We start from the raw sequence: 17,106 nt of genomic DNA, 5'->3' as shown, positions 1-17,106 counted from the left end.
GCATGCGCCTGGGCGTGGTGATGGGCACGGGGCACGGCACGGCGGGGACCACCGGCCGGCTGGTCGAGGAACTGGTCGAGCGGATGCGCATCCACGGGCCGGTCGAGGTGGGCGTCGTGGCCACCGACGACCTCGGGCTCGGGCCGAGCTGCCCGGCGTGCCTGGCCTGCATGACCGAGGGCGAGCAGGCGTGCCCCTCCTACGACCGCGCGGCGCCCGCGCGGCAGGTGATGGACGACGCCGACCTGGTGCTGTTCGCGACGCCGGTGCACTCCTTCCACGTCTCGGCGACGATGAAGCGGTTCGTCGACCACTTCGCCTACCTCATCCACCGCCCGGCGTACGTCGGCAAGCCCGCCGCCCTGCTCTCCACCGCCGCGGGCGCGGGCCATGACGCCGCGCTGGGCTACCTGCAGACCGCGGTGCGCCGCTGGGGCTTCCACACCGTCGGTCAGCTCGGCGTCAACGGTCCCGGCCTGGCCAAGGCGCCGTACCGGGCCCGGGTGGACGCCGACCTCGAGGACCTGGCCGCCACCCTGCGCGAGGCGGCGACCCACCCGGTCGAGCCGCGCCCCACGACCGCCGACCTGATCGGCTTCCGCGTCGCCCGGCTGCTGGTCGAGGGCGGCCGCGAGGAGGGCCCGGTCGACGCGGCGTACTGGCACGAGCGCGGCTGGTTCGAGGCCGACTGGTTCAGCGACGCCCCGGTCCCGCGGCTGCCCAACCGGATCGCGGGGATGGTGGAGAAGAAGATCCGCAAGGGGATCGCCGAGGGGTCGGCCAAGCCCTATCGCGGCCCGTCACGCGGCCCGTCACGCGGCTGAGGGTCGATGCGCAGGTTCTCCAGGTCGACCACCGGGCGGAACCCGAGCCTGGCGTAGACGCCGTTCGAGGTCGGGTTGGCCTGGTCGGTGAACAGGCACACCTCGTTGCCCTGGGCCCGCAGCATCCGCGAGACCTCGGCGACCGCGTTGCTGGCCCAGCCGCGACCGCGCTGCTCGGGCGGGGTGAAGACCGGGCCGATCCGGGCCACGCCGTACGCCGGCGGGTTCGCGGCGCTCAGGTGCACCACCCGTCCCTGCTCGTCCTCCCACAGCCACACCCGGCCCTGGTCGATCCGTTGGCGCATCGCGTCCACGTCGCTCAGCTCCGGTGGCGCGGGATGCGGATCGCGGCCGGCCTGGCGGGCCGCGTCGCCCTCGAACGCCGCGAACCACGCCAGCGCCAGGGCGAGATCGTCCCGGTCGGCCACCCGCAGCCGGCCGGGCACCGGAGCGGGCTCGACGAGGTCGCCGAGCAGGTGCAGCCGCACGTGCTCCTCGACCCGTACCACGCCGCCGCCCAGCCGGGCGAGCTCCTCGGCCAGGTCACGCGCGGCAGGCGTGGCGCCGTTGACGGCCGTGACCTCCTCGCCGCGGGCATGCAGGGCCCGGGCCAGCGCCCGCGCCGCGGCGGGCTGCATCGGCAGCACGTAGACCCAGTGCGGCGCGATCGGCAGGGTCCGCATCGCCACCCCGAGCACCGCCGCGCCCTCCCCCGGCCCGTCCCGGACAACCGCCCACCACACCGGCCCGGAGGAGACGACGCCGCCGTGCTCGACCGCGCGCCGGGTCACCGTGGCCACGACCGTCGTCAGCACCGGCGCCTCGCCGAGTACCGGCTCGGCGACGGCCAGGAACGCCGCCGGGTCCTCGAAGAGCTCGACCACCGGCTCCCCCGGGCCGCCGGCCGGCACGACCTGTGGCTGCTCGCTCATGGACCCAGACCCTGACCCCTCCGCAGCCCCGCGGCAACCGGTTTTCGCAGGTGAGGTCCGTCGCTCTAGGATTTCGCCCATGACCGAGACCCAGCACGACCAGGCCCCTGACACGACCAGCGCCCCTCGCGCGGTCGTCGTACCGGAGAAGCCTGCGCTGGAGGGCCTCGAGGCCCGGTGGTCGCAGCGGTGGAAGGAGCAGGACACCTACGCCTTCGACCGCACCCAGCCGCGCGCCAACGTGTACTCCATCGACACCCCGCCGCCCACGGTCAGCGGCAGCCTGCACGTGGGCCACGTCTTCTCCTACACCCACACCGACCTGATCGCGCGCTACCAGCGCATGCAGGGCAAGACGGTCTTCTACCCGATGGGCTGGGACGACAACGGCCTGCCCACCGAGCGCCGGGTGCAGAACTACTTCGGCGTGCGCTGCGACCCCTCGCTGCCCTACGACCCCGACTTCAACCCGCCGGCCAAGCCGGACGCCAAGCGTCAGGTGCCGATCAGCCGACCCAACTTCGTCGAGCTGTGCGAGCGCCTCGTCGTCGAGGACGAGAAGGTCTTCGAGTCGCTGTGGCGCACCCTCGGCCTCTCGGTGGACTGGAAGCAGCACTACACGACGATCGGCCCGAAGGCGCAGACCGCCAGCCAGCGCGCGTTCCTGCGCAACTTCGCCCGTGGTGAGGCCTACCTCCAGGAGGCGCCGACCCTGTGGGACGTCACCTTCCAGACCGCCGTGGCCCAGGCCGAGCTCGAGGCCCGTGAGTACGCCGGCGCCTACCACCGCGTCGCGTTCCACCGTCCCGACGGCGAGCCGATCCACATCGAGACCACCCGCCCCGAGCTGATCCCGGCCGTGGTCGCGCTGATCGCGCACCCCGACGACGAGCGTTACGCCGCCCTGTTCGGCACCACCGTCACCAGCCCGGTCTTCGGCGTCGAGATCCCCGTCCTGGCCCACCCGGCCGCCGAGATGGACAAGGGTGCCGGCATCGCCATGTGCTGCACCTTCGGCGACCTCACCGACGTGCAGTGGTGGCGCGAGCTCCAGCTCCCGGTCCGCACGGTGATCGGCCGCGACGGCCGGCTGCTGCGCGAGACCCCGGAGTGGCTGGCCCACGAGCCCGCCGCCGCGGCGTACGCCGACCTGGCCGGCAAGACCGCCTTCAGCGCCCGCGAGGCGATGGTCACCAAGCTGCGCGAGTCCGGCGACCTGGACGGCGAGCCGAAGCCGACGCAGCGGATGACGAACTTCTACGAGAAGGGCGACAAGCCGCTCGAGATCGTCGCCACCCGTCAGTGGTACATCCGCAACGGCGGGCGCGACACCGCGCTGCGCACCGAGCTGGTCGACCGCGGCAACGACATCACCTGGGTCCCCGGCTACATGAAGCACCGCTACGACAACTGGGTCGGCGGCCTCAACGGCGACTGGCTGATCTCGCGCCAGCGGTTCTTCGGCATCCCGTTCCCGGTCTGGTACCCCCTCGACGCCGAGGGCGAGCCGGACTACGCCCACCCGCTGCTGCCGACCGAGGCCGAGCTGCCGGTGGACCCCTCGACCGACGCGCCCCGCGGCTACGAGCCCGAACAGCGCGGCAAGCCCGGCGGCTTCATCGGCGACCCCGATGTCATGGACACCTGGGCGACCTCCTCGCTGACCCCGCAGATCGCCGGCGGCTGGGAGTCCGACAACGACCTGTTCGAGCGGGTCTTCCCGATGGACCTGGCCACCCAGGCCCACGACATCATCCGCACCTGGCTGTTCTCCCGTGTGGTGCGCGCCCACTTCGAGCACGGCGTCACGCCGTGGAGCCACGCGCTGATCTCCGGCTTCGTGGTCGACCCCGACCGCAAGAAGATGTCGAAGTCCAAGGGCAACGTCGTCGTGCCGACCGAGATCCTCGACAAGTTCGGCGCCGACGCGGTGCGCTGGCGCGCGGCGATGTCGCGCCCCGGCCTGGACTCGCCGTTCGACGAGAGCCAGATGAAGGTCGGGCGCCGCCTCGCGATGAAGGTCCTCAACGCCTCGAAGTTCGTCATCGGCGGCGTCGGCGCGACCGAGCTGAACGCCTTCGAGGTCTCCGAGCCGCTCGACTGCGCCCTCCTGGGCCGGCTCGCGCTGGTGATCCGCAAGGCCACCGAGGCCTTCGACGCCTACGACTACACCACCGCCCTCGAGGCCGTGGAGAAGTTCTTCTGGGAGTTCTGCGACGACTACCTCGAGCTGGTCAAGGAGCGGGCGTACGCCGAGGACGGCGGCGCGGCCACGGCCTCGGCCAAGGCCACCCTGGCGATCGCGCTCGAGGTCCAGCTGCGCCTGCTCGCGCCGTTCCTGCCCTACGTGACCGAGGAGGTCTGGTCGTGGTGGCGCGAGGGCTCGGTGCACCTCGCCCCGTGGCCGACCGAGCTCGACCTGGGCTCTGCTGCCGCGGCCGACCCGTCGACCGTCGACGCGGTGGCCTCGGTGCTGGCCGGCATCCGCGGCGCGAAGTCGCAGGCCAAGGTCTCCATGCGCGCACCGCTCTCGCGCGTCGAGGTCACCGGCCCGGCCGCGCTCGTCCGGGCCGCGGCGCTGGCGACCGAGGACCTGCGCAAGACCGGCAAGATCACCGGCGACCTGGTGTTCACCGAGTCGGCGGAGGCGAGCGAGCTGGACGTCACCGCCGAGCTCGCGCCCGTGGAGGAGCAGGGCTGATCCTGCCCCCGCACCGCAGCCGCTGAGGGCCGCGGCCGGCCGGGACGCCCAGGCGTCCTAGTGCCGGCCGTGGCCTTTGCTGCGTCCCCCGCCGCGGCCGGGCTCGCCGTGACCCTTGCTGCGGCCCTCGCCGTGGCCCTGGGCGTGGTGGTCGCCTCCGCGCTGCCCGCCGCGCTCGCCCCTGCCCTTGCCGCCGGGGTGGCCGTGCCGGGAGTCCTTGGCCTGGCTGTGCCCGTCTCGGTGCCCGCCGCGGTGGCCGTCGCCGTGGCTGAGCTGGTGGTGGCCGTGACGGGGACCGTCGTGGTGACGTCCGTCGTGGTGGCGCCCGTCGCGGCCGCCGTGGCGACCCTTGCCCTGGCCCGACTTCTCACCGTGACCCGACTTCCCACCGTGGCCCTGGTGGCCCTGGTGGTCGCGGTCCTTGCCGGACGGCCCGCGGGGGTCCCGGTCCGGTGCCGGGTCGTGCACGACGGTCGTCGCCGGACGCACGTGGTCGCGGTCCCCGGCACCGTCGCGGTCAGGGGCGCGGTCGGTGGCGCGGTCGCGCTGCCCCGTCGTGCCGGAGCCGAGGGCGGGGGCGGGCGCCTGCTCGGCACCCGCACTTCCGGGGAGGGCGGCACCGGCCGAGCCGGTGCCGCGCTCGGCGCGCTCGACGAACTCGGCGCCCGCGACGACGACGGCGGGTGCGACCTGGAGGATGCTGCGCAGTGCCTCGCTGCGCAACCCGTGCACGAGCACCAGCGCGCAGGCGAGGACCAGCACCAGGAACGCCAAGAGCGGTCGTCTGTGCTCCTTGCTCACCGCTGCCCTCCGCCGAGATTGATGAGGAATCAGCCTATCGTCGCCGGGCGAGGCCGCGCCGGGAATCCCCCGGACTGGCGGGCACCGGCCGGACGCGGTCCGGCCGGGACCCGATCAGGCGGACTTCTTCTTCTTCTCGGCCGCGCGCGGGACCAGGGTCGGCGCCTCCTCGCCCGCGACGACCGCGCCGGTCACGATGACCTTCGCGACGTCACCGCGCGAGGGCACGTCGTACATCACCTGGAGGAGGACCTCCTCGATGATCGCGCGCAGGCCGCGGGCGCCGGTGCCGCGCTCCATGGCCTTGTCGGCGATGGCCGCGATGGCGTCGTCGGCGAACTCCAGCTCGACACCGTCGAGCTCGAAGAGCTTCTGGTACTGCTTGACCAGCGCGTTGCGGGGCTCGGTCAGGATCTGCACCAGGGCCGCCTGGTCGAGCTTGGTGACGCTCGCGATCAGCGGCAGGCGCCCGATGAACTCGGGGATCAGGCCGAACTTGGTGAGGTCCTCGGGACGCACCAGCGCCAGCAGGTCGTCGGCCTCGCGCTGGGTCTCGCTGCGGACCTCGGCGGTGAAGCCGAGGGTCTTCTTGCCGACCCGCTGCTCGATGATGTTCTCCAGCCCGGCGAAGGCGCCGCCCACGATGAACAGGATGTTCGTCGTGTCGATCTGGATGAACTCCTGGTGCGGGTGCTTGCGACCGCCCTGCGGCGGCACGGAGGCGGTGGTGCCCTCGATGATCTTCAGCAGCGCCTGCTGCACGCCCTCGCCGGACACGTCGCGCGTGATCGAGGGGTTCTCCGCCTTGCGGGCCACCTTGTCGATCTCGTCGATGTAGATGATCCCGGTCTCGGCCTTCTTGACGTCGTAGTCGGCCGCCTGGATCAGCTTGAGCAGGATGTTCTCGACGTCCTCGCCGACGTAGCCGGCCTCGGTCAGCGCCGTGGCGTCGGCGATCGCGAACGGGACGTTGAGCATCCGCGCCAGCGTCTGGGCCAGGTAGGTCTTGCCGCAGCCGGTCGGTCCCACCACGAGGATGTTGGACTTCGCGACCTCGACGGCCTCTTCCTTGCTGTGCTTGCCCGAGGCGGGCTGGATGCCGGACTGGACCCGCTTGTAGTGGTTGTACACGGCCACGGCGAGCGACTTCTTCGCCTGCTCCTGGCCGATCACGTAGGAGTTGAGGAACTCGAAGATCTCGCGGGGCTTGGGCAGCTCCTCGAGGCTGACCTCGGCGCCCTCGCTCAGCTCCTCCTCGATGATCTCGTTGCAGAGGTCGATGCACTCGTCGCAGATGTAGACCCCGGGGCCCGCGATCAGCTTCTTGACCTGCTTCTGGCTCTTCCCGCAGAAGGAACACTTCAACAGGTCGCCACCGTCACCGATACGTGCCACGGACGGTCATCCTCCTCAACGCGAGCGAAACTTCGACGACGGTACCCCGTGCCGGGTCCCGGTCGGGACCCGGACACGGCGTACCGGCATGGCGGGTGATCAGGGAGCGGTGAGGACGGGGCTGGTCTTGAGCGACTCGAGCACCGAGTCGATCAGCCCGTACTCGACCGCCGCGTCCGCGGTGAGGATCTTGTCGCGCTCGATGTCGCGGCTGACCTCCTCGATCGGCCGGCCGCTGTGCTTGCTGAGCATCGCCTCGAGCAGCGCGCGCATGCGCAGGATCTCGTTGGCCTGGATCTCGATGTCGGAGGTCTGGCCGAACGTGCCCTCGGTGTAGGGCTGGTGGATGAGGATCCGGCTGTTCGGCAGCGCCAGGCGCTTGCCGGGGGCACCGGCGGCCAGCAGCACCGCAGCGGCCGACGCCGCCTGGCCGATGCACACCGTCTGCACGTCGGGCTTGATGAACCCGATCGTGTCGTAGATGGCGGTCAGCGCGGTGAAGGAGCCACCGGGGCTGTTGATGTAGATGCTGATGTCCTGGTCGGGGTTCATCGACTGCAGGCACAGCAGCTGGGCGATCACGGCGTTGGCCACGTCGTCGGAGATCGGCGTGCCGAGGTAGATGATGCGGTCCTCGAACAGCTTGGCGTAGGGGTCGATGCGGCGGAAGCCGTACGACGTCCGCTCCTCCCACTGGGGGATGTAGTAGTTCATCGACGGGCTGAGCTCGGGGCTGTGGGTGCCCTGGGGAATCTGGGACATGTCGTCAGTCCTTCGTGTGGGCCGGGCGGCCGTCGTCGGCGGCTTCGCGGGCGCTCTTGACGACCTTGTCGACCAGGCCGTACTCGAGCGCCTCCTGGGCGGTGAACCAGCGGTCACGGTCGGCGTCGGCCTCGACCTGCTCGACGCTCTGGCCGGTGTGCTCGGAGATGAGCTGGAGCAGCACCTTCTTGATGTGCAGCGACTGCTGGGCCTGGATCTTGATGTCCGAGGCGGAGCCGCCCATGCCCGAGGAGGGCTGGTGCATCATGATCCGGGCGTGCGGCAGGGCGTAGCGCTTGCCCCTGGTGCCGGCGCAGAGCAGGAACTGCCCCATCGACGCAGCCAGGCCCATGCCCACGGTCGCGACGTCGTTGGGGATGTAGTTCATCGTGTCGTAGATCGCCATGCCGGCGTCCACCGAGCCACCGGGGCTGTTGATGTGCAGGAAGATGTCGGCCTCGGGATCCTCCGCCGACAGCAGCAGCAGCTGGGCGCAGATCGCGTTGGCGTTCTGGTCGCGGACCTCGGAACCGAGGAACACGATGCGCTCGCGGAGCAGACGCTGGTAGATGTGGTCGTCGAGGACGTTGATGCCGCCGCCACCGCCCATCTGGTGGTCGTACGAGGGGCTCGAGTTCTGGGTCACGCTGCGACCCTAGCCCGTGGGCCGGACAGTTCCACGGTCTATCCCCCACTGTTCGCCGACAGCGGATTTCGTCGTCGCGCGCGCCGGGTGCGCGAACGCACAACGCCCTCCCGGCGGACCGGGAGGGCGTTGTCGGTGTCGCTGGAGGATCAGGCCTCGGCGGACTTCTCCGCGTCGTCCTTCGCCTCGTCCTCGGACGCGGCGTCGGCGGACTCCTCGCCGGCCTCGGTCTCGTCGGCGGGCTCACCGATGGAGCCGTCGGGACGCAGGTTCTTCAGGTCCACCACGTTGCCGGAGGCGTCCTTGACCACGGCCGCCTCGACCAGGGTCGCCAGCGCCTTGCCGCGCAGGATCTCCTGCACGAGGTCGGGGATGTGGTTGTGCTCGACCATGTGGTTGACGAACTCCTGCGGGTCCTGGCCGGACTGCTGGGCGCGTCGGATCATGTGCTGGGTGAGCTCGTTCTGGTCGATCCCGAGCTCCTCCTTCTTCGCGATCTCGTCCAGGATGAACTGGGCGGCGACCGCGTCGCGGACCCGGCGCTCGAGCTCGGCCTCGAACTCGTCGATGGTCTGGCCCTCGTCCTCGAGGTACTTCTCCATCGTGATGCCGGCGTAGGCGAGCTGCTGCTCGATGTTCTGGCGGCGCGCGTTGAGCTCGTCGGTGACGATGCTCTCGGGCAGCGGGATCTCGACCTTCTCCAGCAGCGCCTCGAGGACGGCGTCGCGGGCGGCAGCGGCCTGCTCGAGGCGCTTGCCGCGGCCGAGGCGCTCGCGCACGTCGACGCTGAGCTCCTCGACGGTGTCGAACTCCGAGGCGAGCTGGGCGAACTCGTCGTCGTACTCGGGGAGCTCCTGCTCCTGGACCTGGGAGACCTTGACGGCCACCTCGACCTGCTGGCCGACCAGGTCGCCACCGACGAGCTCGGAGGTGAAGACCTTCTCCTCGCCGGCCGAGAGGCCGACCAGGGCCTCGTCGAGGCCGTCGATCATGCCGCCGCGGCCGACCTGGTAGGACATGCCGCTGACCTCGGCGCCGTCGACGGTCTCGCCGTCCTTGGTCGCCACCAGGTCGAGCACCACGAAGTCGCCGTCGGCGGCGGGCCGCTCGACGTCGCGCAGGGTCGCGAAGCGCTCACGCAGCGCGTTGACCTGCTCCTCGACGTCCTCGTCGGAGACCTCGATGTCCTCGACCTCGGCCTCGAGGCCCTCGTAGGCCGGGAGCTCGATCTCGGGCTTGACGTCGACCTCGGCGGTGAACTCGAGCGCCTCGTTGTCCTCGAAGCGCGTCACCTCGATCTCCGGCTGCGCGAGCGGCTGGAGGGAGTTGGCCTCGAGCGCCTCGACGTACTTCTTCGGGAGCACCTCGTTGACGGCCTCGTCGAGCACCGCAGCGCGGCCCACCTGACGGTCGATGACCATCGGGGGCACCTTCCCGCGGCGGAAGCCGGGGACGTTGATCTGCTGGGCGATCCGCTTGTACGCCGCGTCGAGGCTCGGCTTGAGCTCCTCGAAGGGCACCTCGACGGTCAGCTTGGCCCTGGTCGGGCTCAAGGTCTCGACGGCGCTCTTCACAGGCTGTCTCCTGTCAATCTGATTCGTGGCGACCCGCAGGGATCGCCGTGAGTGATGGTGGTGGTCAGTGCGTCGGGGCGACAGGACTCGAACCTGCGATCTCCTGCTCCCAAAGCAGGCGCGCTAGCCACTACGCTACGCCCCGCACAAGTCGTCCTCCGAGCCGTGTTGGACGGCCCGGACGACTCCTCGGAGCGGATGACGGGAATCGAACCCGCGTAGCCAGTTTGGAAGACTGGGGCTCTACCATTGAGCTACATCCGCACTGGTCGTGACACGCGTGCGCGCACCCAGACCGGAAGTCATGGTGCCACACCGCGCCCGCTGCGCCCCAAACGGGCCCGGGCTCCGGCGCCCGGGGCGCCGGCGACTCACAGCCGGTTGAGCACCAGCACCGCGCGGTCGTCCGCGCGCGAGCCCAGCGCGTCGACCAGCAGGTCGGCCGCGCCGGCGAAGTCGCCGCGCAGCAGCCCCTCCGCCTGACCCAGCAGCCGGTCGATGCCGAGCTCGATGTCGCGACGCGGCTCCTCGACCATGCCGTCGGTGTAGAGCAGGACCGCGTCGCCGTGGTCCAGGACGCCGTGCACGCCGACGAACTCGGCGTCGGCGATCAGCCCGAGCACCGGGCCGGAGCTCTCCAGGATGCTCCAGCGCCCGGACCCGGCGGCGCGGTGCAGGGCCGGCGGGTGGCCAGCGCTGCGGACCGCGAAGTCACCCGAGCGCAGGTCCACGGAGAGGTGGATGGCGGTCGCGAACCCCTCGCCCCAGCCCTGGCGCAGCAGGTAGTCGTTGGCGCAGGGCAGGAACTGCTCGGGCGGCAGCGCCCCGAGCAGGCCGCCGAACGCGCCGGACAGCATCAGCGCCCGGGTGCCGGCCTGCTCGCCCTTGCCGGACACGTCGACGACGACCATCTCGATGCGGTGCGACTCCGGCATCGTGGCGACCATGAAGTCGCCGGCGAACGGCGTACCGCCGGCCGAGCGCAGCGCCGACTCCACCCGCCAGCCGCGGGGCAGGGTCGGCACGCCGCCCTGGTTGATGATCCGGTCGCGCAGGTCCACCAGCATCGACTCGCCCATCGCGCCGGCCACGCCCAGCCGCGAGCGGCGAAACGACGACAGCAGCACGATCAGGGCCATCAGGAACAGCACGCCGACCGAGGCCGCCGTGCGCCCCGTGATGGACGGCTCCATGGTCAGCGCGAACAGCAGCATGACCAGCACCCAGATCACGAACCAGTGCAGCTGACGCGGCCCGAGCACGAGGCTGCCGATCAGCATCGGCACCATGAACAGGTTCATCGGCACGTCGCCGGGCGAGATCGCGACGGCGCCCGGCAGCAGCGCGGTCACCAGCGCCAGCGCGCCGACCAGACGGTACTCGTGCAGCAGACCGCGGTTCCACGACGTCTGGACGCGCTTGACCAGCGACGGCCGCGGGCGGCCGGCAGCGGGTAACGACGCGTCCATCGGGCGGGTGTCCTTCGTGGGGGTGGAGGTCACTGTACGGCCCGCGAGCGGAACCGCGGCTGGCACCGCGGGCACCAGAACAGGTTGCGCCCCTGGAGGACCTCGGTGCGGACCGACGCGCCGCACACCAGGCAGGGCTGGCCCTGGCGCCGGTAGACGTAGACCTCACCGCCGTGGTCGTCGCGCCGCGGCGCGCGCCCCATGGCCTCCGGCGTGTGCTCGGGCCGCACGGTGTCGATGCGCCCGGTGCGCACGCCCTCGGCCATCAGCTCGACCAGGTCGTCCCAGATCGCGCGGAACTGCCCCTGGCGCAGGGTGTTGCCCGGTCGCAGCGGATCGATGCGGTGCCGGAACAGCACCTCGGCGCGGTAGACGTTGCCGACGCCTGCGAGGACCGACTGGTCCATCAGCAGCCCGCCGATCGGCGAGCGGCTGCGACGGATCCGCTCCCACGCGCGGTCCGGGTCGGCGTCCGCCCGCAGCGGGTCCGGTCCGGACCGCTCGATGATCGCCTCGCGCTGCGCGGCGGTGAGCAGCTCGCACGCCGTCGCGCCGCGCAGGTCGGCGTACGCCGTGGCGTCCGCGCGCACCAGCCGCAGGCGCACCTGGCCCACCGGGTCGGGGACCTCCTCGACCTCCGGGTCGAGTCCGTCGTGCACGTCGAACCTGCCGTAGAGGCCGAGGTGGACGTGGACGAACCGCTCCCCGGCGAACTCGACGAACAGGTGCTTGCCCCAGGCCTCGGCGCCCTCCAGGACGCTGCCGTCGAGCAGGGCGGCGGACTCCGCGAAGCGCCCCTGCGGGCTCCCGACCCGCACGGCGCTGCCGGCGAACACACGTCGCAGCTGGCCGGCGAGACGGTGCAGGGTGTGTCCCTCGGGCAATCGGAACTCCTTCGACGGGGCAACCACGGATGGGGGTCGCCCCCACACTAGAATCCGCCGCATGGTCGAACCGGTGCGGGATCTTTTCGTCCACGTCGGGCTGCCGAAGACGGGCACGACCTATCTGCAGGAGACCCTCTTCGGGTCCACCGACGCGCTCGCGCGCCACGGGGTCGACATGGTGCCGCGCAGCCGGCGCGACAACTACTGGCTGATGCTCGCGCTGCGCGAAAAGGTCGACCCGCAGCGGGACCCGGCCGCGATCGTGGGCTCCGTCGATGACTTCCAGCGCGAGCTCGCCGCGTCGACCCTGCCGCGCGCGATCGTCACCGACGAGCGGCTGGCGCCGATGAGCGTCGAGCAGGTGCAGCGCTTCGTCGACGCCGCGGGCCCCTCGCGCCTGCACCTGGTGATCACGCTGCGCTCGTTCTCACGGATCGTGCCCTCGGCCTGGCAGCAGCGGGTCAAGGCCGGCATCACCCAGGACCTCGACGCCTTCATCGACTCCCTGCGGACGCGCACGGGCGCCCCGGCCGCGGTGTTCTGGGCCGGACGCGACCTGCCCGACCTGCTCGAGCGCTGGTCGGCCCACGTGCCGCCCGAGCGGGTCCACGTCGTACCCATGCCGGCGAGCCGGACGGCGACCCCGACGCTGCTGGAGCGCTTCTGCGCAGCCATCGACGTCCCGGCCACGGAGCTGACCGAGCCGGACGAGCCGGTGAACGCCGCCATCGGCCGCGCCCAGACCGACCTGCTGCGCCTGGTCAACAAGGTGGCGCCGCCCGAGCAGCGGCGCCGCGGGGCCCACGGGGCCCGGTCGCCCTGGCACGTCCGCCTGTCCTGGCTCGGCCTGCACCACCTCGGCTCCCAGGACGGCGACTCCCTGAAGATGCCCGCCCAGTGGCGCGAGTGGTGCGAGGAGGTCGCCGAGGCCGACATCGACTTCCTGAGCGCCAGCGGCGTCCAGGTGCACGGCGACCTCCAGGACCTGCGTCCCCGCGCCTCCGACTTCTCCGACGCCCCCGCGCCGAGCAGCGAGGAGCTGCTCCGGGTGGCGACGCAGGCGCTGTCCGACATCGTTGCCGAGCGCGCCATCGAGCGGATGCCCCGGGCCGCAGCGGCTCGGGCCGCGGCCGCGCAGCAGCCGACGGTCCCCGCACCGGTCCTCCAGGGGCTCCGGGTCCTGCGGGGCGTGCGCCGGCGGCTGCGCCGCTGAGCGTCGCTCAGGCCTGCGGGTCGACCGGCGGGTTGATCGCGGACTCGGGCAGCGGCGGGAGCTCACGGGTCTGCTCATAGGAGCTCAGCTGGCCGATGCGGCGCACGTGGCGCTCGTCGCCGGTGAACGGCGTCGCGAGGAACGCACCGACGAAGGAGGTCATCTCCTCGAGGGTGTGCATGCGGCCACCGACCGACACCACGTTGGCGTCGTTGTGCTCACGGGCGAGCACCGCGGTCTCGGTCGACCACACCAGCGCGGCGCGGATGCCGAGGACCTTGTTGGCCGCCATCTGCTCGCCGTTGCCGGAGCCGCCGATGACGACGCCGAGGCTGTCGAGGCCCTCGGCGCGCTCCGCGGCGACCGCCTCGGCGGCGCGCAGGCAGAAGACGGGGTAGTCGTCGAGGGCGTCGTAGACGAAGGGGCCGTGGTCGACAGGCTCGTAGCCGTTGTCGACCAGCCAGTTCATCAGGTGGTCCTTGAGGTCGAGGCCGGCATGGTCGGAGCCGAGGTGCACGCGCATGGTGCCGATTGTTCCAGTCACCCGTGCAGACGCAGGAACCCGGCCACCTGCACGGTGAGCGGCTCTGCGGCGGGGAACACATCGCTGTGGCGCCAGAACCCGTGCACCTGGCCCAGGTAGCGGGTCGCGACGACCTCGACCCCCTCCGCCGCGAGGCGGCGGGCCAGCTCCTCGCCCTCGTCGCGCAGCGGGTCGTGCTCGGCGGTCACCACCAGGGTCGGCGGCAGCGTGCCGAGCCGGTCCGAGAGCAGCGGGGCCAGGTCGGGGTCCTCGAGGTCGTCGGGGCCGGCGGCGTACTGCTGCCAGTACCAGGCGGCCTCCGCCGGGTCGAAGCCGTCGGCGGCGGTCCGGTAGGACTCCCCCGCCTGGGTCGGGTCGAGGAAGGGGTAGACCAGCGCGAGCGCGGCGATCCGGCCCGGGTTGCGCAGGGCGGCGACCAGGGCGAGGTTGGCGCCCGCACTGTCGCCGTGGGCGTACGTCGCGCCGCCGCCGGCGAGTCCCGCTCCGCCGTCCTCGCGCGCGAGCCAGGCCAGCACCGTGTCGACGTCGTCGGGCGCCGCGGGGAAGCGGTGCTCGGGAGGCCGGCGGTAGTCCACGCTCAGCACCCGCAGACCGCTGCGGTTGGCCAGGCGTCGGGCGGCCGCGTCGTGGACGTCGACGTCGTGGAAGACGAAGCCGCCGCCGTGCAGGTGCAGCACCAGTCCGGTGTCGGCGCCCTCGGGGACGTGCAGGCGGCACCGGACGCCGTCGGCGTCGAGGTCGCGCACCTCGGCGACGTCCTCGCGCGGCTCGGCGAGCGCGGCTTCAAGGGCGGCGGCCCGGGCCGCCTCGATGTCGTAGCCGGGGGTGGTGACGGGCAGGTCGCCCGCGGCGGCCGCGACCGCGCGCACCGACTCGGGGAACAGCATCGGGGCGCCTCAGCGCTGCATCAGCGCGTCGAGGCCGACCGCGACGGCCGCGGCGACCCGGAAGTCCACCTCGGGGTTCGGCACGTGCACGGTGTAGCGGTCCCTGATCGAGCCCTGTCGCTCGACGCTCATCAGCGGCTGACCCGCGGGGTCGACGAAGTCGAAGTGGATCGGCAGGAACGGGATGTCGGCGAAGCGACGGATCAGCGCGACCGCCTGGCTGCGCTCCTGGCCGGTACCGGCGTAGCCGGGGCCCTCGAGGGTGAACGTCGAGCGCAGCAGGCTGGCCCCGAAGTCCTTCTTGAAGAAGCCGATCTGGTTGCCCGCCTCGTCGCGGATGTCGTAGCCGGCGTTGAGGTCGATCTTCTTGCGGGCCTGGAAGCTGAACACGGGGCGGCTCTTCGACTCATCGGAGTAGAAGGTCACCTGCTCCTTGAAGGCCATCCGCTTCTGCTGGGCCAGGCCCATCAGCTGCCCCTCGGAGCCGTCGGGGTTCGCCGCGACGAGACGGTAGACGTTCGTCGTCATCGCGAACTTCTGGTGGACGTAGAAGAGGGGCAGGTGCATCGCAGCGGGCATGGCGCGCAGCCTAGCCAGCCGCGCGGCTACCTGTTCGGCGGGACACAGACCCGCGCGGTCCTGGCCGCGAGTGTCGTCCAGAACACCCGGTCGGCCGTGCCCGGGTCGCCGAAGATCCGGGCGCACGTGTCCCGGGTGAGCTGTCGGCGCACGCTGCCGTCGTCGAAGCCGTTGCCCGCGCAGCTGGCGAAGTAGAAATGGACGTCGCCCAGCCCGGTGCCCAGCCCCGTGTCCAGCCCCGTGTCCAGCCCAGCATCCGGTCCGGCGTCCTCCCCGCTGCCGAACGGTCGCAGCACCACCGCGGAGTCACCGGCCTCGGCCCCGTCGGCGCAGGTCTCCGGCCCGACACCCGTCGGGCTGTCCTGGATCGCCCGCACGAGCCCGGCGGCCTCCTCCCCGGACACCACCTGCGCGCCCATCAGACCGGGACCCTCGGTGCTGCCGCGGAGGTACTGACACAGCGCGACCCGCTCCACCTGCTCGGGACGCAGGTCCGCGATGCCGTCGGACTCCGGGCTGACCTGCTCGCGCGCCTGCACGGGCGAGCGCGTGTCGCAGCCCTCCGCGCTGCGCTCCGTGCGCGTCAGGCTGGCCATCACCGACGAGGCCACCGCCTCGGTGGCCTCGTCGGTGACCAGTGCCACCTGCACGGTCCCGAGGGTGCGCACCCGCAGCGTCCACCCCTGGTACGTCGTGACCCCGTCCTGGAGCGCCTCGGTCCCGGCGAGCGCGAGGTCGGCGAACCGCAGGTGCGGCCGCCACCCGGCCACCGGGTCCGGCCCGAACCCCTCGGGTACCGGCGCCCCCGTGGACCCGCAGGCGATGGCGGCTGACCCCAGCAGGGTGCTGTCGACGGCGACGTAGCCCCCGGTCCCGGCGGGCACGCTGCTGTCGACGCACCACGCCTGGTCGGGTGCGGCACCGTCGCTCCACTCGCCCGGCACCGCCACCGCGACGTCGCGGAAGGTCACGCTCCGCCACCCCTCCGGAGGCGGACCCGGCGCAGGGGCCAGGCCCGGGTCGGTGCCCGCCGAGCTGACTCCCTCGGGCGAGGGGTCCGCGGAGCCGGTCGCGCCGGGCTGCACCGTCGCCGATCCGACGTCGCCCGGACCACCGCGCAGGGTGACCACCACGGTCGAGGCGATCAGCAGGACCGCGGCCGCGGCGACCACGGGCGGTACCCAGCGGCGGCGCGAGGCGCGGCGTACCTGAAGAGGTGCCGGATGCACGGTCTCGGCCTCGCGGGCGAACGCGTCGCGGAAGGCCTGCGCGGCCCGGCGGTCCTGATCGGCGGCGTCACTCATGGTCGGTCCCCTGCTCGAGTCGTAGGCGGAGCGCGGCGACCGCGCGATGGACGTGGGAGCGGGCGGTGCTCTCGGGACAGTCGAGGACCGCCGCCACCTCCGCGAACGAGAGGTCCTCGTAGAAGCGCAGCACCACCGCCGCCCGCTGCTGGGGCGGCAGGGCGGCGCAGAGGCGCCAGGCGTGATCGGCGTCGGTGACGTCCGCGGCATGGTCGAGCTGGTGGCCGCCGGGGCGGCGCGCGTGCTCGGTCTCCTCCACGGAGACCAGGCGCCGATCCTTGCGCCACGCGCTGACCGAGGCATTGACGATGCTGCGGCGCAGGTAGGCCTCGGCGGTGGTGGTCCGGCTCAGCTGGGACCACCGTGGCCAGGCCCGTTCGAGGGCGCCCTGCACGAGGTCCGCGGCATCGTGTGCGGACCCGGTGAGCAGGAAGGCGAAGCGCTGGAGCGCCGGACCCCGGGCGCTCACGAACTCCGCGAACCCCCCCGGGCCGGGGGCCACGTCGGCACGGTCCTGCTGCTCCACCGTCATGCCCCCTCTACGCGCCGCGAGGCCGCAGTGTTGCAGTCCGCTCAGCGGTCTGGACC

16 protein-coding genes and 2 tRNA genes are annotated in these 17,106 nt (G+C 72.2%); 3 read left to right on the top strand and 15 right to left on the bottom strand.

The window, feature by feature from the left end; genetic code table 11:
* Positions 1-2: 2 nt before the first annotated feature.
* Positions 3-824, top strand: a complete 822-nt coding sequence (locus HBO46_RS05570; protein ID WP_166139989.1) for a flavodoxin family protein — start codon at positions 3-5, stop codon at positions 822-824.
* Here HBO46_RS05570 and HBO46_RS05565 read toward each other — a convergent pair.
* Complete coding sequence (locus HBO46_RS05565; RefSeq protein ID WP_166139990.1) at positions 788-1,756, bottom strand: GNAT family N-acetyltransferase; 969 nt, start codon at positions 1,754-1,756, stop codon at positions 788-790. The genes HBO46_RS05570 and HBO46_RS05565 overlap by 37 nt on opposite strands.
* Positions 1,757-1,835: 79 nt before the next feature.
* On the opposite strand from HBO46_RS05565, the gene valS reads away from it, so the two are divergent.
* Positions 1,836-4,457, top strand: a complete 2,622-nt coding sequence (gene valS / locus HBO46_RS05560) for a valine--tRNA ligase (RefSeq protein ID WP_166139991.1) — start codon at positions 1,836-1,838, stop codon at positions 4,455-4,457.
* A 57-nt stretch (positions 4,458-4,514) separates the two neighbouring features.
* On the opposite strand, the gene HBO46_RS05555 is transcribed toward valS, so the two are convergent.
* The 9 genes from HBO46_RS05555 to HBO46_RS05515 form a co-directional block, all read right to left on the bottom strand.
* Positions 4,515-5,258, bottom strand: coding sequence for a hypothetical protein (locus HBO46_RS05555; RefSeq protein ID WP_166139992.1), 744 nt, complete (start codon positions 5,256-5,258; stop codon positions 4,515-4,517).
* 114 nt (positions 5,259-5,372) lie between these two features.
* Positions 5,373-6,653 (bottom strand): ATP-dependent Clp protease ATP-binding subunit ClpX, encoded by a 1,281-nt coding sequence (gene clpX / locus HBO46_RS05550; RefSeq protein WP_166139993.1) that lies wholly within the window; start codon positions 6,651-6,653, stop codon positions 5,373-5,375.
* Between the two features lie 99 nt (positions 6,654-6,752).
* Complete coding sequence (locus tag HBO46_RS05545; protein WP_263457786.1) at positions 6,753-7,415, bottom strand: ATP-dependent Clp protease proteolytic subunit; 663 nt, start codon at positions 7,413-7,415, stop codon at positions 6,753-6,755.
* A gap of 4 nt (positions 7,416-7,419) precedes the next feature.
* Complete coding sequence (locus HBO46_RS05540; RefSeq protein ID WP_166140226.1) at positions 7,420-8,025, bottom strand: ATP-dependent Clp protease proteolytic subunit; 606 nt, start codon at positions 8,023-8,025, stop codon at positions 7,420-7,422.
* 185 nt (positions 8,026-8,210) lie between these two features.
* Positions 8,211-9,635, bottom strand: a complete 1,425-nt coding sequence (gene tig, locus HBO46_RS05535) for a trigger factor (RefSeq protein WP_166139994.1) — start codon at positions 9,633-9,635, stop codon at positions 8,211-8,213.
* Between the two features lie 72 nt (positions 9,636-9,707).
* Positions 9,708-9,780: transfer RNA gene (locus HBO46_RS05530), tRNA-Pro, on the bottom strand.
* Positions 9,781-9,828: 48 nt separating this feature from the next.
* A tRNA-Gly gene (locus HBO46_RS05525) sits at positions 9,829-9,899 on the bottom strand.
* Between the two features lie 107 nt (positions 9,900-10,006).
* Entirely contained in the window at positions 10,007-11,104 is a 1,098-nt protein-coding gene (locus HBO46_RS05520) for a PP2C family protein-serine/threonine phosphatase (protein WP_166140227.1), read from the bottom strand.
* Between the two features lie 29 nt (positions 11,105-11,133).
* On the bottom strand, positions 11,134-11,988 hold the full coding sequence (locus HBO46_RS05515) for an Fpg/Nei family DNA glycosylase (protein ID WP_166139995.1): 855 nt from the start codon (positions 11,986-11,988) through the stop codon (positions 11,134-11,136).
* Between the two features lie 61 nt (positions 11,989-12,049).
* Between HBO46_RS05515 and HBO46_RS05510 the strand changes: the two genes are divergently transcribed.
* On the top strand, positions 12,050-13,204 hold the full coding sequence (locus HBO46_RS05510; RefSeq protein WP_166139996.1) for a hypothetical protein: 1,155 nt from the start codon (positions 12,050-12,052) through the stop codon (positions 13,202-13,204).
* A 7-nt stretch (positions 13,205-13,211) separates the two neighbouring features.
* On the opposite strand, the gene HBO46_RS05505 is transcribed toward HBO46_RS05510, so the two are convergent.
* Genes HBO46_RS05505 through HBO46_RS05485 form a run of 5 tightly spaced genes read right to left on the bottom strand, consistent with a single transcriptional unit; the run spans position 13,212 to position 17,050 of the window.
* Positions 13,212-13,727, bottom strand: a complete 516-nt coding sequence (locus HBO46_RS05505; protein ID WP_166139997.1) for a ribose-5-phosphate isomerase — start codon at positions 13,725-13,727, stop codon at positions 13,212-13,214.
* A 17-nt stretch (positions 13,728-13,744) separates the two neighbouring features.
* Positions 13,745-14,635, bottom strand: a complete 891-nt coding sequence (locus tag HBO46_RS05500; RefSeq protein WP_166139998.1) for an alpha/beta hydrolase — start codon at positions 14,633-14,635, stop codon at positions 13,745-13,747.
* A gap of 9 nt (positions 14,636-14,644) precedes the next feature.
* Entirely contained in the window at positions 14,645-15,214 is a 570-nt protein-coding gene (locus HBO46_RS05495) for an LURP-one-related/scramblase family protein (protein WP_166139999.1), read from the bottom strand.
* A gap of 26 nt (positions 15,215-15,240) precedes the next feature.
* Positions 15,241-16,518 (bottom strand): hypothetical protein, encoded by a 1,278-nt coding sequence (locus HBO46_RS05490; RefSeq protein WP_166140000.1) that lies wholly within the window; start codon positions 16,516-16,518, stop codon positions 15,241-15,243.
* On the bottom strand, positions 16,511-17,050 hold the full coding sequence (locus tag HBO46_RS05485) for a SigE family RNA polymerase sigma factor (RefSeq protein WP_166140001.1): 540 nt from the start codon (positions 17,048-17,050) through the stop codon (positions 16,511-16,513). Before HBO46_RS05485 ends, HBO46_RS05490 begins: the two co-directional genes overlap by 8 nt.
* Between the last annotated feature and the right edge of the window lie 56 nt (positions 17,051-17,106).

This window comes from Nocardioides ochotonae, assembly GCF_011420305.2.
GTDB lineage: Bacteria > Actinomycetota > Actinomycetes > Propionibacteriales > Nocardioidaceae > Nocardioides > Nocardioides ochotonae.
This window is presented reverse-complemented; position numbering and strand designations above follow the sequence as displayed.

Bases quoted from the DNA above. Each gene is read 5' to 3' on its own strand.
- HBO46_RS05570 (WP_166139989.1), top strand. From the start codon at position 3: ATGCGCCTGGGCGTGGTGATGGGCACGGGGCACGGCACGGCGGGGACC.
- HBO46_RS05565 (WP_166139990.1), bottom strand. From the start codon at position 1,756: ATGAGCGAGCAGCCACAGGTCGTGCCGGCCGGCGGCCCGGGGGAGCCG.
- valS (WP_166139991.1), top strand. From the start codon at position 1,836: ATGACCGAGACCCAGCACGACCAGGCCCCTGACACGACCAGCGCCCCT.
- HBO46_RS05545 (WP_263457786.1), bottom strand. From the start codon at position 7,415: ATGTCCCAGATTCCCCAGGGCACCCACAGCCCCGAGCTCAGCCCGTCG.
- HBO46_RS05540 (WP_166140226.1), bottom strand. From the start codon at position 8,025: ATGGGCGGTGGCGGCGGCATCAACGTCCTCGACGACCACATCTACCAG.
- HBO46_RS05520 (WP_166140227.1), bottom strand. From the start codon at position 11,104: ATGGACGCGTCGTTACCCGCTGCCGGCCGCCCGCGGCCGTCGCTGGTC.
- HBO46_RS05510 (WP_166139996.1), top strand. From the start codon at position 12,050: ATGGTCGAACCGGTGCGGGATCTTTTCGTCCACGTCGGGCTGCCGAAG.
- HBO46_RS05505 (WP_166139997.1), bottom strand. From the start codon at position 13,727: ATGCGCGTGCACCTCGGCTCCGACCATGCCGGCCTCGACCTCAAGGAC.
- HBO46_RS05500 (WP_166139998.1), bottom strand. From the start codon at position 14,635: ATGCTGTTCCCCGAGTCGGTGCGCGCGGTCGCGGCCGCCGCGGGCGAC.
- HBO46_RS05495 (WP_166139999.1), bottom strand. From the start codon at position 15,214: ATGCCCGCTGCGATGCACCTGCCCCTCTTCTACGTCCACCAGAAGTTC.
- HBO46_RS05490 (WP_166140000.1), bottom strand. From the start codon at position 16,518: ATGAGTGACGCCGCCGATCAGGACCGCCGGGCCGCGCAGGCCTTCCGC.
- HBO46_RS05485 (WP_166140001.1), bottom strand. From the start codon at position 17,050: ATGACGGTGGAGCAGCAGGACCGTGCCGACGTGGCCCCCGGCCCGGGG.